This is a genomic window from Stenotrophomonas sp. 96582_Sma (assembly GCF_056480905.1).
The window spans coordinates 4,168,945-4,182,607 of the sequence record NZ_CM151122.1 but is presented as its reverse complement, the minus strand read 5'-3'; the positions used below and the strand labels follow the sequence as shown (position 1 = coordinate 4,182,607).

The window sequence follows — 13,663 nt, the reverse complement described above, 5'->3', positions numbered from 1 at the left end:
ATGTCTCCTTGGCAGGCCGGGGATGGTCGCCGATGTCACTGCGCGCACCCATGCCGTGCGCGGCAGTCAATGAATGCGTAAAACGCAATCGACTGTGGTTACAAGTGTCGTAGAGTCATCTGATTTACTGGAGACTGTCATGCCCCTGCCGGACCTGAACCTGTTGCTGGCACTGGACGTGCTGATTGACGAATGCAGCGTGGCCGCCGCCGCGCGGCGGATGAACCTGAGCGCGCCGGCGATGAGCCGTACCCTGGGCCGGATCCGCACCGCGCTGGGCGACCCGGTGCTGGTGCGTGCCGGCCGCGGTCTGGCCCCCACGCCCCGCGCGCTGCAGTTGCGTGAGCAGGTCCGCGATGTGATCGAGCAGGCCCACCGTGTGTTCAACGCCGGTCGCGAGATCGACCTGCGCACCCTGGAGCGCACCTTCAATGTCCGCGCCAATGATGTCTTCATCGGTGGATTCGGCGGACGCCTGCGTGAACTGTTCCGCCAGCAGGCGCCGCGCGCGGTACTGCGCTTCGTGCCCGAGGGCGATACCGACGACGACGCGATGGCGCAGGGCCGGATCGACCTGTACATCAGCACCGCCGGCAAGCACGCGCCCGATACCAAGGTGCAGAACCTGTTCAGTACCTCGTTCATGGGCGCCGCGCGCGAAGATCATCCGTTGTTCGATGAGGAGATCAGCGCCGAGCGTTTTGCTGCCTGCGACCACATCGCGGTGTCGCGGCGGGGGCTGCCGCGTGGCCCGATCGATGACGACCTGGCCACGCTGGGCCTGCAGCGGCGGGTGGCGCTGATCAGCCCGACCTTCCACGGCGCGATCTTCGCTGCCGCCGAGTCGGACCTGATCCTGCCGCAGATGCCGAGCGTGATGCTGGAGCGGATCGTCAGCATGCGCCTGCCGCTGCGCCTGTTCCCGCTGCCGATCCCGGTGCGCACCGCCGCCATCGTCCAGGCCTGGCACCCGCGGCTGGACAACGATGCTGCGCATCAGTGGCTGCGGCGCTCGATCAAGACCATGTGCGAAAGCGCAGGGGAGGCTCCGCGCTGACACTTTCATGCGTGCGCTTGACGCACGCCTGGGATGCGGGCTGCGCCATTTTTCGCAGGGTACCAGCTCCCTAGACTGCGCTCCCCTGAGTTTCACTGAGCGCATTCCAATGACCCTCAACATGCCGTGCACTGCACGGATCGGTGCCCGGCGATGAGTACGCCGGCCGCCGCTGTCCCGGCCGCTGCTGCGCCCCGTCCTGCCGCCGCCCCCGGGCTCGACCGCCGCGTTCTGGTCGGCCTGTGTGGCGTGCTGCTGGCGGTGCTGGTGTCGGGCTTCAACGAGAACATCACCAAGGTCGCCCTGGCCGACATCCGCGGTGCGATGGGTTTCAGCGTCGATGACGGCAGCTGGATCGTCGCCCTCTACAGCGCGATGTCGGTCAGCGCGATGGCCTTCGCCCCGTGGTGTGCCGCCACCTTCTCGCTGCGCCGCTTCGCGCTGGCGATGATCGGTGGCTTCATGGTGCTGGGCGTGCTCTGCCCGCTTGCCCCGAACCTGCAGGTGTTCCTGCTGCTGCGCGCGCTGCAGGGGCTGTGTGGTGGTGCGCTGCCGCCGCTGCTGATGAGCGTGGCACTGCGCTTCCTGCCGCCGGGCATCAAGCTGTATGGCCTGGCGGGTTACGCGTTGACCGCTACCTTCGGCCCGAGCATGGGCACGCCGCTGGCCGCGTTCTGGGTCGAGCAGGTGGGCTGGCACTGGGCGTTCTGGCAGATCGTGCCGTACTGCCTGGCTGCCATGGCGATGGTCAGCTGGGGCCTGCCGCAGGACCCGCTGCGGCTGGAGCGTTTTGCCGAGTTCGATGGCGTGGGCCTGGCGCTGGGCCTGCCGGCGCTGGTGCTGCTGGTGCTGGGCCTGGTGCAGGGCCCGCGCCTGAACTGGTTCGACTCGCCGATGATCACCCTGATGATTGGTGGCGGCGCCGGCCTGATGGTGCTGTTCATGATCAATGAATGGTTCCACCCGCTGCCGTTCTTCAAGCTGCAGCTGCTGGCCAACCGCAACCTCAGCTACTCGCTGGTGACGCTGGGCGGCGTGCTGTTCGTGCTGCTGGCAGTGATCTCGATTCCCTCCGGTTTCCTGGCCAGCGTGCAGGGCTACCGGCCATTGCAGACCGCACCGATGCTGCTGTGGGTGGCGCTGCCACAGGTGATCGCACTGCCGTTGGTGGCGGCGTTGTTGAACATCCGCGCAGTGGATTGCCGCTGGGTGCAGGCCACCGGCCTGGCGATGCTGGCGCTGGCCTGCTGGCTGGGCTCGCACCTGGATGTGGCCTGGATCCGCGACAACTTCCTGTGGGTACAGCTGCTGCAGGTATTCGCCCAGCCGATGGCGGTGTTGCCGCTGCTGATGCTGGCCACTGGCGGGCTGGCACCGCAGGACGGTCCGTTCGCCTCGGCGTGGTTCAACACGGTCAAGGGCTTTGCTGCCGTGCTCGCCAGCGGCGTGCTGGATGCCGTCGCCCAGGGCCGCCGTCATTTCCATTCCACCGTGCTGGTCGACCGCCTTGGCGAGCAGCCGTGGCTGGCCGAGGGCCCGCAGCTGGGCGCGCGCCTGCATGCGCAGGTGCAGGCGCTGACCTCGGCCGACCTGTACTGGGTGGTCGCGCTGGTGGCGCTGGCCTTCATTCCCCTCATTGCCTGGATGCCCACCCGCATCCATCCGCCACGTGCCGTGGCCTGAACCTTTCGCAGGAACCCCCTCATGACGATCAATCGAACCACTCTCAATACCGGCCTGGGCCTGGGCGTGCTGGCCCTGGCCATCGGTGCCTGGCTGCTGCTGCGCGACGGCGGTCACCAGACCACCAACAATGCCTATGTCGTTGCCGACTACACGCTGGTCGCGCCGAAGATTCCCGGCTTCGTCAGTGCCGTGGAAGTAGAGGACAACCAGTCGGTGAAGGCGGGCGACGTGCTTGCCCGCATCGACGACCGCGACTACCAGGTGGCCCTGCAGGCGGCCCGTGCCGACCTCGCCAACGCCCGTGCACAGCTGGCCAACGCGCAGGCCGCACTGGCCCAGCAGGACTCGCTGATTGAACAGGCCAGGGCCAGTGTCGATGTCAGCCGCTCCGAACTGACCCTGGCCAGCGCCGACCAGCAGCGTTACCGCGAACTGGCCCGTGATGGCGCCGGCACCGTGCAGAACGCGCAGCAGGCGCAGTCGAAGCAGGCCGTGGCCAGTGCGCACCTGCAGCAGGGCCAGGCCGCGCTGTCGACCGCACGCCAGCGCACCGACATCCTCAGCGCTGGCGTGCAGGCCGCACAGGCGGCGGTACAGCGTGCAGAAGCGGCGCAGGCGCGTGCCGAACTGGACCTGTCGCACACCGTGCTGCGCGCGCCGATCGACGGCATGGTCGGCCGCCGTGCGGTACGCGTGGGCGCCTACCTGACCCCGGGTACGCCGGTGGCTGCGGTGGTACCGCTGAAGCGCGCCTTCGTGGTCGCCAACTTCCAGGAAACGCAGATGACCCGCATGCAGGCCGGCCAACAGGTCGAGCTGAAGGTGGACGTGTTCCCGGGCAAGCCGCTGCGCGGGCACATCGACAGCATCGCACCGGCCACCGGCGTCACCTTCGCCGCCGTCGCACCGGAAAACGCCACCGGCAACTTCACCAAGGTGGTGCAGCGCATTCCCGTCAAGATCGTGCTGGAACCCGGCCAGCCACTGCTGGACCAGCTGCGTGCCGGCATGTCGGTGGAAGCCAGTGTTGACCTGGGCAGCCGCGCCCGCGCGCAGAGCGTGCAGCACAGTCCGGGCCACAAGAGCGGGGAGGGTGCATGAGCGCAGTCACCCTGTTCCGCACCTTCGTTGCGGCCAGCCTGTGCACGGCCCTGGCTGCCTGCACGATGGGTCCGGACTTCGTACGCCCGCAGGCGGAACTGCCCAGCCACTGGCAGGGTGAGGCGGTCGCCGGCAACGCCATCGACCAGGACGCGGCCTGGTGGGCCGGCTTCGACGATCCACTGCTGGGGCAGCTTGCCGGCCAGGTGCTCGCGGCCAACCTGGACCTGCAGCTGGCCGCCAACCGCGTGCAGCAGAGCCGCGCCGCACGTGGCATCACCGCCGCCGATCGCCTGCCCAGCGTCAGCGCGAGCGCCAGTGGCGTGCGTGCACGCAACAGCGAGGTGGGCCTGAATGATCCGTCCGGCAACGGCGGCCGTGATGACTACGGGCTGTTCCAGGCCGGCATCGGCCTGAGCTGGGAACTGGATCTGTGGGGGCGTGTGCGCCGCCAGGTGGAAGCGGCCGACGCACGCGTGCAGATGGCCGAGGAGGATGCACACGCGGTGCGCATCGCGCTGCTGGCGGAAACCGCGCGTGATTACCTGCAGCTGCGCGCGACGCGGCAGCTGCTGGCGATCACCGAGGACAACCTCAGCATCGCCCTCGACATGAAGCGCCTGACCGAGGCACGCCAGCAACAGGGCGTGGCCAGCACGCTGCAGGTGTCCAGCGCGTCCGCGCAGGTGGCATCGCTGCAGGCACGCATCGCGCCGCTGCGGCATCGCGAATCGCAGCTGCGCAATGCGCTGGCGTTCCTGTTGGCGCAGCCGCCGCAGGCGCTGGACGCGCAGCTGCAGGATGCACGCCGTGACTGGCCGGCGTTGCCGGCGGTGGCGGTGGGGCTGCCCAGTGAACTGGCCGAGCGTCGCCCGGACATCCGTCGTGCCGAAGCGGCACTGCATGCGGCAACGGCCGGCATCGGCGTGGCCAAGGCCAGTTTCCTGCCGCGCATCACCTTGAATGGCGACGCTGGGTTCCAGGCCAAGCAGCTGGATGATCTGGATGGCTGGAACGCGCACCGCTTCAGCATCGGGCCGTCCATCAGCGTACCGATCTTCCAGGGCGGGCGGCTGAAGGCCAACCTCGCGCTGAGCAGGCTGCAGCAGCAACAGTCGGCGCTGCAGTTCCGCCGTACCGTGCTGCAGGCCTGGCATGAAGTGGACGACGCCATCGATGGCTATGCCGCCGAGCAGCAGCGCACGGTGCAGCTGCATGTGGCGGTGGACGAGAGCGAGAGCGCACTGGGCGCGGCGCGCCGGCAGTACCAGGCTGGCGTGGTCGACATGCTGGATGTGCTGACCACCCAGCGCGTCGCGCTGGACAACCAGGCTGCGCTGGCCAACAGCCAGGCCACGGCTGCGATCGCGCGGGTGGAGCTGTACCGCGCGCTGGGCGGTGGTTGGTAGGGAAATGGAACCGCCGGGCCATGCCCGGCGGTTCGTCGGTAGTTGCCAACCTTGGTTGGCGATTTTCCCGGAAGCGCCAACCAAGGTTGGCGTCGACCAGAGCACGGCCTTGGGCGGGGGCTGGTAGGAAATCGTCGGGGTAGTGCCGGCCGCTGGCCGGCACCTCCATGGATGTTGTGGCTGCCGGCCAGCGGCCGGCACTACCAGGGCATGGCCTCAACGTACGTCGCGCAGTTCCCAATGGTGGCCGGCCAGAAGGCGCAGGCGCTGCTTGAACACGTCACTGTCAATACGGGTGGTGGCCACCAGGTTGATGCGCAGGTCCTTCTGCTCGCCGGTCACGGTGGCGTCCGGGTCGGTTACGCCCCATTGCACCTCCACCGCGTCCGGGTCGGGCTGCTTGGCCTTCCAGCGCTCGAACAGGCTGCCATTGCGCAGCGCATCCTGCAGTTCTTCGGCGAAACCGGCGGCGCCCTGCGAATGGAAGGACAGGTCAGGATCGTTGCCGCGGGCCTTGGACGGGTCGGGCAGGCTGATGTGGTACTGCGCAGGCATGGTGTTCTCCTTGAAGTGCTGCAAGGCTGGCACAGTCGCGGTGGAATCGTTGTGCAGATTCCAGCCCGCGTTGGCCCTCATTCAAACCGATGCGGCCCATCGGCGAAGCCCACGGTGACTGCGCCCTTGCCGACGTTGACCATGCCGGTCAGGCTCATCACCGATTCGTACACGGTCACGCCATGGGTGGCGCAGACCTCTTTCAGCTGTGCATAGCCGGGCAGGGTGCGCAGCTCTTCCAGCTCACCGCCGTAGCTGACGCACACCGTCGGTGTCATCAGCCCGGCGCGTACGCGCTGGCCAACTACCGCGAACAACTTCTGCACGGCGTTGTCGAAGCCCTTGATCTTGGCCACCGGTCCGGTCTCGCCGCGGTAACCGTGCAGCACCGGCTTGATGTCCAGCGCACTGCCCAATGCGGCGCTGAGCAGGCCGACACTGCGGTCGCCCTTGTGCCGCGCACGCGCGCGCATGTAGTACAGGTCGCGGGTGACCATGTAGCCGTGCACGTTGCTGGCCAGCTCCTCCAGCCGCTCGCGGATCTGCTGCACGCTGGCGTTGCTGTCGCGCAGGCGCACCGCTTCCACTGCGGTCACCGCCTGCGCGGCGAACAGGTTCTGGGTGTCGAGCACGCGCAGCGCGAACGGCGAGTTGTAACCCGCTGCCTGCCGCACCGGCTTGTAGTCGTTGAGGATGGCGAAGCTGGCCTGCAGCGCGTTGTCATGGATCGGGCTGCGGGTCTTGGTGATGGTCATGCAGAACACGTGGTCGTAATCGATCACCAGCTGCTGCAGGAACAGGTCGCGGATCTGGTTGACGCTGAAGGGGATGGTTTCCGCTTCAGCACCGTGTTCGGCCACGTGCGCGTGCAGGAAGCTCAGTGTGGCCTGTTCATCGCGATGATCGGCCAGCACCGCTTCGCCGATGCGTACGGTGATCGGCAGCAGCACGATGTTGTGGGTGGCGATGAAGTCCGGCGGCAGGTCGCAGGCCGAGTCGACGACGATTCCGATGCGCATCCGCGGCTCCCCCTCCAGGGCGGTTGTAGGTTCGGAAACGTGAAATCTATCTCAAATCCCAGCCAGGCGCGCGAGGGAAACGCGCCACGCCCTGTTCAGCGACTGCGCTGCACCGCCACCGGCAGGGTGGCCAGGCGCAGCCATTCGGGCTGCCGCAGCAGGCCCGGATCGGCCAGCACCGCCGCCATCAGAGGGTGCGCGTCGTTGCCCCAGAACAGCTCCTCATCGATAGCCAGGGTCGGCACACCGAACACCCCGGCGCCAATTGCGGCCTCGGTGTTACGGCGCAGCTGCTCCTTCACCGCCGGGTCGGCGATGGCGCTGGCGACATCGTCAATACCCAGCTGTGCGGCCGGTTCGCGCAGGGCGTCAGGGCTGTCGGCCGCGTTGCCGTCGCGCCAGATCCAGTCGAACAGGACGTCCACCGCCTGCACGCTGGCACCCGCGGCCAGGCACAGGCGCAGGGCGGGCAGCGGGTTGAACGGATGGCCGGGCGGGAATCGCAGCGGTGTGCCCTCGGCCTGCGCGGTCCACAACAGCTGGCGGTAGATGAAGCGGCGCTTGGCCGGAATCTCGGCCGGCCCTAGGTTGCCCAGGTGATGCAGCACCGCACCGAAGGCGATCGGCACGGTCTGGATCTGCGCGAACTGCGGCAGCTGCTTCAGCTTCTGCCAGTGCAGGTAGGAGTAGGGCGAGATGAGGTCGAAGTACCAGCGCAGTGTCGCCATCGGTGTGTCCTCGTGTGCGGTCAGGGCTGCGCGTTGCGCTGCAGGTAGCGGTCACGCAGTTCGGTCTGGCGCGAGCGCATCGGCATCGCACGGCCGCCCAGCCAGACCTGCTCGGCATAGTGCGCCACGTCCAGCGGATCGCCCTCCCACAGCACCAGGTCGGCGCGCTTGCCGGGTTCGATGCTGCCGATCTGGTCGGCCACCCCGAACGCCTGTGCAGGCACCCGGGTCAGCCCGGCCAGGCCATCGGCCCACGGCAGGCCATTGGCCACCGCGTTGCTGGCCAGCTGGCGCATCTTGCGCGCGTTGTGGGTGGCGTCGCCGCGCTGCACGAAGGAGACCGCTACGCCAGCACGCTGCAGGCGCGCAGCGTTTTCCAGGGTGGCACCGATCTGGTCGAAGCTGGCGGGCAGATTGGCCAGCACATCGACGAACACCGGCACGTGCGCAGCGGCCAGTTCCGGGGCCACCTGCCAGGCCTCGCTGGCACCGGCGATGGCGATCTTCACCTTTTCGCGGGTGGCCCAGCGCAGCAGCTGGCGGATATCGGCGGCGCGATCCACCTCCACCACGATGCGGCCCTGGCCGGCCAGGTAACGACTGAGCGTGCGGCGTCCGGCTGGCGTCAGCAGCGCGTGCGGCGAGTCCGCAGCCACCTGTCCGCGTGCTTCGTCGATCATCTGCTGCAACAGCATCCATTGCGCGGCGCGCGAATGCCCGGTCAGTTCGGAGGCTGCCGCGCCGATGCGCAGGAACAGGGCACGCGGGCCGATCGGATCGGTGCTGCCATCGAGCCGCATCACGCCGCCCTGGCCGGCCACGAAACCACCGCCGGTGGCAGCGCCCAGCGCGGTGAAGCCGATGCCTTCCAGGCGCGTGACCGGAATCAGCACTGAGGCCGGGTTGTAGGCGAGGGTGACGTCGAATTCCGGCCGCAGTGGCTGCTCACCGAGCTTCAGCGAACTGTCCACCGTGCTCGATTCACCGGAAACTTCTTCGATACCGGTCTCGGTGATGCCACCGAACAGTGCCGGTGTCAGGGGACGGCCATTGGCCTCGACCACGCTGGCGCCGGCCGGCGCCGACAGGCCGTTGCCCACCGCGCGGATGATGCCGCCCTGCACCAGCACATCGGCGTTCTGCAGGCTGCCACGCGTGCTGGCCGTATGCACGGTCGCGTTGCGCACCAGCAGGTCCTGCGCCGAGGCTGCGGTTGTCATCAACAACAGCGCAACCAAGGTAGCGCCGGGCCATGCCCGGCGACGCTTGTTCAACACGCCCATCAGCGCACCTCCTGGCCAAGCTGGAAATCGGAACGCGGCGTCGCTGCCGGTGCACTGCGGTCGTACAACCTGCGGCCATCAATGAAGACCTGCTCGGCCAGCGCGTACGAGCTGAAGGGATTGCCGTTCCAGACCACCACATCGGCCATCTTGCCGGCCTCCAGGGTGCCGGTCTGGCCTTCAATACCCAGCGCCTTGGCGGCGTTGGCGGTCATCCAGGTGATGGCGTGTTCGGGCGTGATCTCCGGCATGCGCGCGCGGCGCGCGGACGCCATCACCTTGGCCGCTTCCTGGTTCAGGCGCTGGATGCCTTCGGGTGAGTCGGAGTGGACGATGGCGCAGCTGTTCTTCGGCCGGTCGACCAGCGCGATGTTCTCCGGGATGCCGTCGAAGGCTTCCATCTTGAAGCCCCACCAGTCGGCCCACAGCGCACCGCAGACGCCGTCGGCGGCCAGCCGGTCGGCCAGCTTGTAGGCCTCCACGCCGTGGTGGAAGGCGGCTACCTTGAAGCCGAATTCCTTGGCCAGATCGAGCATGGTGGCCATCTCGTCGGCGCGGTAGCAGTGGATGTGCACGCGGATGTCGCCTTCGATCGCACCGGCCAGCGTGTCCAGCTTGAGATCGCGCTTGCCGCCGGCATCACCGGCGCTGTCGCCCTTGTCGCTGCCGAACCAACCCTTGCGCTTGGCCGGCTTCGGCTTGTTCTTGGCGATGTAGTCGGCGGCATCGATGAAGGCGGCGCGGTAGCCGGCCACGTTGCCCATGCGCGTGGCTGGGGTCACGCCCTTGCCTTCGCCATAGACCCGCTTGGGGTTCTCGCCGCAGGCCATTTTCAGGCCCCAGGGTGCACCGGGGAACTTCATCGCCTGGTAGGTCACCGCGGGTACGTTCTTGAGGGTCACGCCGCGGCCACCCACCAGGTTGGCCGAGCCCGGCAGCACCTGCATGCTGGTCACACCGCCGGCCAGTGCGGTGGCGAAGCCCGGGTCCTGCGGCCACACCGAGTGCTCGGCCCAGACGTTGGCGGTGACCGGTGCGGTCATCTCGTTGCCGTCGCTGTGCGCGCCGACGCCGGGGCTGGGGTACACGCCCAGGTGCGAGTGCACGTCGATCAGGCCAGGGGTGACCCACTTGCCCTGCGCATCGATGCGGGTGACACCGGCATCGGCCTGCAGCTGGCGGCCAACGGCGACGATGCGGCCCTCGCGCAGCAGCACGTCGGCATTGTCCAGGCGCTGGCCGGTGCCGGTCAGCACGGTGGCGTTCTGGATCAGCACCGGCGCATCGGGATGCGCCTGGTAGGTGCTGGGGTAGGGATCGGCGACGAAGCGCGAGGCGCCCACCGCCGGAGCCGTGCTCAATGAAAGCAGTGCCAGGGCTACCCCGGCGCGCAACAACGTCGATGCCATGCAGTTCCCCTTGCAGCTGGTCCAACCGTCGACGCTAGCCCGGAGGCGGCGGGCTTGCCAAGTGACCTTCTTCACAGGCCTGTCGACGGTGGCTCGACGGCACCGGCCGGGTGGCTGAAAATACCCGGTCCCCCGCCGTACCGGACTGCCCATGAAGAGCAAGCAGGAAATCGTCGACAACTGGCTGCCGCGCTATACCGGCGTACCGCTGGACCAGTTCGGCCAGCACATTCTGCTGACCAACTTCGGCGGCTACCTGCATACGTTCTCCGAGCTGACCGGCGCGCCGGTCATCGGCCTGGACCGGCCGATGGCCAGTGCCACCATCGATGGCATCACCATGATCAACTTCGGCATGGGCAGTCCCAATGCCGCGATCATCATGGACCTGCTGTCGGCGGTGATGCCCAAGGCGGTGCTGTTCCTGGGCAAGTGCGGTGGTCTCAAGCGCAAGAACCAGCTGGGCGACCTGGTGCTGCCGATCGCGGCGATCCGCGGCGAGGGTACCTCGGGCGACTACCTGCCGCCGGAAGTACCGGCGCTGCCGGCCTTCGCGCTGCAGCGTGCGGTTTCGACCATGATCCGCGACCTCGGCCACGATTACTGGACCGGCACCGTCTACACCACCAACCGCCGGGTCTGGGAGCACGACGAGGCCTTCAAGGAGCGGCTGCGGGCGATGCGCTGCATGGCCATCGACATGGAAACGGCCACGGTGTTCGCCGCCGGCTTCGCCAACCACATCCCCAGCGGCGCGCTGCTGCTGGTTTCGGACCAGCCGATGATCCCGGACGGGGTCAAGACCGAGGCCTCCGATGCCAAGGTCAGCTCCCAGTTCGTGGAAAACCATATCCAGATCGGCATCGAGGCGCTTAAGCTTATCCGGCGCAACGGCAAGTCGGTCCGCCACCTGCGCTTCGACGAATGATGATGAAGGCCGGGCGCGGGGCGTCCGGGCCTGGGAGTAGGTAATGGACGTTGCCGCGCAAGTGGTGGAATTCTGGAAGGAGGCGGGCCCTGCGAAGTGGTTCGCCCGCGACGACGCGTTCGACGCGCAGTTCCGCCAGTTGTTTCTGGATGAGCATTTCGCCGCCGCTTCGCGCGGGCGCGAGCATTGGCTGGGCAGTGCCGAAGGGGCGCTGGCCCTGATGCTGCTGCTGGACCAGTTCCCGCGCAACTGCTTCAGGGGCACTGCCCATTCCTACGCCACCGATGGCCTGGCCCGGCATTACGCCATGCGTGCCATCGAGGAGGGCCTGGACCTGCAGCTGGTGCCGAAGCTGCGCGCCTTCATCTACCTGCCGTTCGAGCACTCCGAGGATCCGCTGGACCAGGACCGCTCGGTGGCGATGTTCGACGTGCTGGGTGACAAGGAATACCTGCAGTACGCCGAACTGCACCGCGACATCATCCGCCGTTTCGGGCGCTTCCCGCATCGCAACGCCGTGCTGGGCCGCATCCCCACGCCGGAAGAACTGGATTACCTGGCCGAAGGCGGGTTCGCCGGCTAAGAAAAAGGGGACGGAGGGAATTAAGTCGTTTTTGCCACAAACGACTTAATTCCCTCCGTCCCCTTTTTCAGTGCCGATCAGTACTTCGGCACGCCGTTGTCGACGTCTTCCGACCAGGCGTTGATGCCGCCGGTGACGTTGAACACCTTGGTGAAGCCCAGGGCGCGGAACTGCTCGGCGGCCTGCGCGCTGCGGCCACCGTGGTGGCACATGAAGGCCAGTGCGGTGTCCTTCGGCAGGGCTTCCAGCGCGGCGCGGCCGTTGCCGTCGAAGCTCTTGAACGGTACGCCGACGGCTGCGATGGCGCGCTCGTCGGCCGGGCGCACGTCCACCAGGGTGATGTTGCCGGCACGCACCAGGTCGTCGGCGTCGCGCACGCTGATTTCCTGTACCGGCTTGGGCGCATTCGGGTTGTCGATCGCCAGGCCCTTGCCGCGGATGTCGTCCACCCAGTCGATGGTGATGCCGTTGGCGCGACGCGCGCTGGCCAGGTCGAACTGCACGCGCAGGCCGTTGGACTCGGCGGCAATCGCGCCTTCGTCGTGCGGGGCCAGCTGGAAGTTCGGCTGGAAACCGGCGTCGATGGACAGCTGCAGGGCAGCGCCCGGAGCATCGGCCAGCGCGCCCTTGAGCATTTCCACGGCGGCAGGAGTGACGGTGATGCTCGGCGGGGTACGGTCCGGCGCAGCCAGGCCCAGCACGCTGCTCAGCTCGCCGCTGGCGGCCATCTGCAGCACGATGTCGCTGCCGCCGACCAGTTCGCCGTCGATGTACAGCTGCGGGATGGTCGGCCAGTCGCCGTAGGCCTTGATGCCTTCACGGATTTCCTGGTCGGCCAGCACGTTGACGTGGGCGAACTCGACGCCGAGGTCCTGCAGGGCGCCCACGGCCTTGGCCGAGAAACCGCACTGCGGCATCGACGGCTGGCCCTTCATGAACAGCACGACGCGGTTGGCGTTGAGGATGGATTCGATGCGCGAACGCAGGGCGGGATCGAGGGACATGGACGTCGGGTTTCCGGGAATTCGAATCATCAATTCTAACCCCCATGGCATCATGGGGGATGAGCAACGCAGGAACATTGCATCGCATCCCGGCCCGCCCCTGGCGCTGGCTGCCCTGGCTGGTGGCGTCGCAGCTGGTCGTGATCCTGGTCTGGGCCCTGGACGGCTGGCAGTGGGGTCTGCCGCTGATGGTGGCCAGCCACGCATTGTTCATGGTGCCGGTGTTCCTGCCCAACAGCCGCTTCTATGCGCCGGTGCTGAGCCGACTGCCGGAGGCCGGCAACACGGTATGGCTGACGATCGATGACGGTCCTGGCCCGGAAACCCGCGCCGTGCTCGACCTGCTGGACCGCCACCAGGCACGCGCCACCTTCTTCCTGGTGGGGGAACGTGCGCTGGCACAGCCGGAACTGGTGCAGGAGATCCTGCGCCGTGGCCATGACCTGGGCAATCACAGCCACAGCCATCCGCAGGCGCGCTTCTGGCGGCTGGGCCCGGTGGCGATGCGCGCCGAGATCGAGGGCTGCCAGCATGCCCTGCAGGCGGTAAGCGGCCAGCCGGTGCGCTGGTACCGCTCGGTGGTGGGCATGACCAATCCGTTCGTGGCGCCGGTGCTGCAGCGGTTGGGGCTGGTCCGGGTAGGCTGGAGCGCGCGCGGCTACGACGGCGTCGGCTGCACGCCGGACGGCGTGCTGGCACGGTTGCTGCCGGATCTGCGCCCGGGCGCGATCGTGCTGCTGCACGAAGGTGCCGCCCATGGGCATAACCTGGTGATCATCGAGCGCGTGCTGCAGGCGCTGGACGAGCGCGGGCTGAAGGCGCAGCTGCCGGCCGGATAACCGGTAGCGCCGGGCCACGCCCGGCGAGCGCAGCGGCATGGATGGAATCCGCCGGGCATGGC

At 67.9% G+C, this 13,663-nt stretch carries 13 protein-coding genes; 7 read left to right on the top strand and 6 right to left on the bottom strand.

The window, feature by feature from the left end; translation table 11 throughout:
• Positions 1 to 139 precede the first annotated feature (139 nt).
• From ACZK2R_RS19495 to ACZK2R_RS19480, 4 genes are all read left to right on the top strand, one after another.
• Positions 140 to 1,057, top strand: coding sequence for a LysR family transcriptional regulator (locus ACZK2R_RS19495; RefSeq protein WP_032129879.1), 918 nt, complete (start codon positions 140 to 142; stop codon positions 1,055 to 1,057).
• A 153-nt stretch (positions 1,058 to 1,210) separates the two neighbouring features.
• Entirely contained in the window at positions 1,211 to 2,740 is a 1,530-nt protein-coding gene (locus ACZK2R_RS19490; RefSeq protein ID WP_180838625.1) for an MFS transporter, read from the top strand.
• A gap of 21 nt (positions 2,741 to 2,761) precedes the next feature.
• Positions 2,762 to 3,844, top strand: a complete 1,083-nt coding sequence (locus tag ACZK2R_RS19485; RefSeq protein ID WP_006384446.1) for an HlyD family secretion protein — start codon at positions 2,762 to 2,764, stop codon at positions 3,842 to 3,844.
• Entirely contained in the window at positions 3,841 to 5,253 is a 1,413-nt protein-coding gene (locus tag ACZK2R_RS19480) for an efflux transporter outer membrane subunit (RefSeq protein ID WP_180838624.1), read from the top strand. Before ACZK2R_RS19485 ends, ACZK2R_RS19480 begins: the two co-directional genes overlap by 4 nt.
• 216 nt (positions 5,254 to 5,469) lie before the next feature.
• Here ACZK2R_RS19480 and ACZK2R_RS19475 read toward each other — a convergent pair whose 3' ends face one another.
• The 5 genes from ACZK2R_RS19475 to ACZK2R_RS19455 form a co-directional block, all read right to left on the bottom strand.
• Positions 5,470 to 5,808, bottom strand: a complete 339-nt coding sequence (locus tag ACZK2R_RS19475) for a hypothetical protein (protein WP_180838241.1) — start codon at positions 5,806 to 5,808, stop codon at positions 5,470 to 5,472.
• 77 nt (positions 5,809 to 5,885) lie between these two features.
• A complete protein-coding gene (locus tag ACZK2R_RS19470; protein ID WP_032129875.1) occupies positions 5,886 to 6,827 on the bottom strand; it encodes a DegV family protein in 942 nt (313 codons plus the stop codon).
• Positions 6,828 to 6,922: 95 nt separating this feature from the next.
• Positions 6,923 to 7,555, bottom strand: a complete 633-nt coding sequence (locus ACZK2R_RS19465) for a 2-hydroxychromene-2-carboxylate isomerase (RefSeq protein ID WP_049421816.1) — start codon at positions 7,553 to 7,555, stop codon at positions 6,923 to 6,925.
• 20 nt (positions 7,556 to 7,575) lie between these two features.
• Positions 7,576 to 8,838 carry an amidohydrolase family protein gene (locus ACZK2R_RS19460; RefSeq protein WP_180838240.1) on the bottom strand — a complete coding sequence of 421 codons (1,263 nt, stop codon included), beginning with the start codon at positions 8,836 to 8,838 and terminating at the stop codon, positions 7,576 to 7,578.
• On the bottom strand, positions 8,838 to 10,247 hold the full coding sequence (locus ACZK2R_RS19455) for an amidohydrolase (RefSeq protein ID WP_049462465.1): 1,410 nt from the start codon (positions 10,245 to 10,247) through the stop codon (positions 8,838 to 8,840). Before ACZK2R_RS19455 ends, ACZK2R_RS19460 begins: the two co-directional genes overlap by 1 nt.
• 151 nt (positions 10,248 to 10,398) lie before the next feature.
• Between ACZK2R_RS19455 and ACZK2R_RS19450 the strand changes: the two genes are divergently transcribed.
• Both ACZK2R_RS19450 and ACZK2R_RS19445 read left to right on the top strand, forming a co-directional pair.
• Complete coding sequence (locus ACZK2R_RS19450; protein ID WP_005414446.1) at positions 10,399 to 11,175, top strand: AMP nucleosidase; 777 nt, start codon at positions 10,399 to 10,401, stop codon at positions 11,173 to 11,175.
• A 43-nt stretch (positions 11,176 to 11,218) separates the two neighbouring features.
• Positions 11,219 to 11,758: a DUF924 family protein gene (locus tag ACZK2R_RS19445; protein WP_006384394.1), complete on the top strand. Its 540-nt coding sequence runs from the start codon at positions 11,219 to 11,221 to the stop codon at positions 11,756 to 11,758.
• Positions 11,759 to 11,835: 77 nt separating this feature from the next.
• Here the strand turns inward: ACZK2R_RS19445 and grxD are convergent, their stop codons facing one another.
• Positions 11,836 to 12,762 (bottom strand): Grx4 family monothiol glutaredoxin, encoded by a 927-nt coding sequence (gene grxD, locus ACZK2R_RS19440; RefSeq protein ID WP_049421809.1) that lies wholly within the window; start codon positions 12,760 to 12,762, stop codon positions 11,836 to 11,838.
• A gap of 59 nt (positions 12,763 to 12,821) precedes the next feature.
• Here grxD and ACZK2R_RS19435 point away from each other — a divergent pair, with 59 nt between their 5' ends.
• Positions 12,822 to 13,601: a polysaccharide deacetylase family protein gene (locus ACZK2R_RS19435; RefSeq protein WP_180838239.1), complete on the top strand. Its 780-nt coding sequence runs from the start codon at positions 12,822 to 12,824 to the stop codon at positions 13,599 to 13,601.
• Positions 13,602 to 13,663: the final 62 nt, after the last annotated feature.

Coding starts and splice junctions, on each gene's coding strand:
- ACZK2R_RS19460 (WP_180838240.1), bottom strand. CDS start 8,838: ATGGGCGTGTTGAACAAGCGTCGCCGGGCATGGCCCGGCGCTACCTTG.
- ACZK2R_RS19485 (WP_006384446.1), top strand. CDS start 2,762: ATGACGATCAATCGAACCACTCTCAATACCGGCCTGGGCCTGGGCGTG.
- ACZK2R_RS19455 (WP_049462465.1), bottom strand. CDS start 10,247: ATGGCATCGACGTTGTTGCGCGCCGGGGTAGCCCTGGCACTGCTTTCA.
- ACZK2R_RS19495 (WP_032129879.1), top strand. CDS start 140: ATGCCCCTGCCGGACCTGAACCTGTTGCTGGCACTGGACGTGCTGATT.
- ACZK2R_RS19480 (WP_180838624.1), top strand. CDS start 3,841: ATGAGCGCAGTCACCCTGTTCCGCACCTTCGTTGCGGCCAGCCTGTGC.
- ACZK2R_RS19450 (WP_005414446.1), top strand. CDS start 10,399: ATGAAGAGCAAGCAGGAAATCGTCGACAACTGGCTGCCGCGCTATACC.
- grxD (WP_049421809.1), bottom strand. CDS start 12,762: ATGTCCCTCGATCCCGCCCTGCGTTCGCGCATCGAATCCATCCTCAAC.
- ACZK2R_RS19490 (WP_180838625.1), top strand. CDS start 1,211: ATGAGTACGCCGGCCGCCGCTGTCCCGGCCGCTGCTGCGCCCCGTCCT.
- ACZK2R_RS19465 (WP_049421816.1), bottom strand. CDS start 7,555: ATGGCGACACTGCGCTGGTACTTCGACCTCATCTCGCCCTACTCCTAC.
- ACZK2R_RS19445 (WP_006384394.1), top strand. CDS start 11,219: ATGGACGTTGCCGCGCAAGTGGTGGAATTCTGGAAGGAGGCGGGCCCT.
- ACZK2R_RS19435 (WP_180838239.1), top strand. CDS start 12,822: ATGAGCAACGCAGGAACATTGCATCGCATCCCGGCCCGCCCCTGGCGC.
- ACZK2R_RS19470 (WP_032129875.1), bottom strand. CDS start 6,827: ATGCGCATCGGAATCGTCGTCGACTCGGCCTGCGACCTGCCGCCGGAC.
- ACZK2R_RS19475 (WP_180838241.1), bottom strand. CDS start 5,808: ATGCCTGCGCAGTACCACATCAGCCTGCCCGACCCGTCCAAGGCCCGC.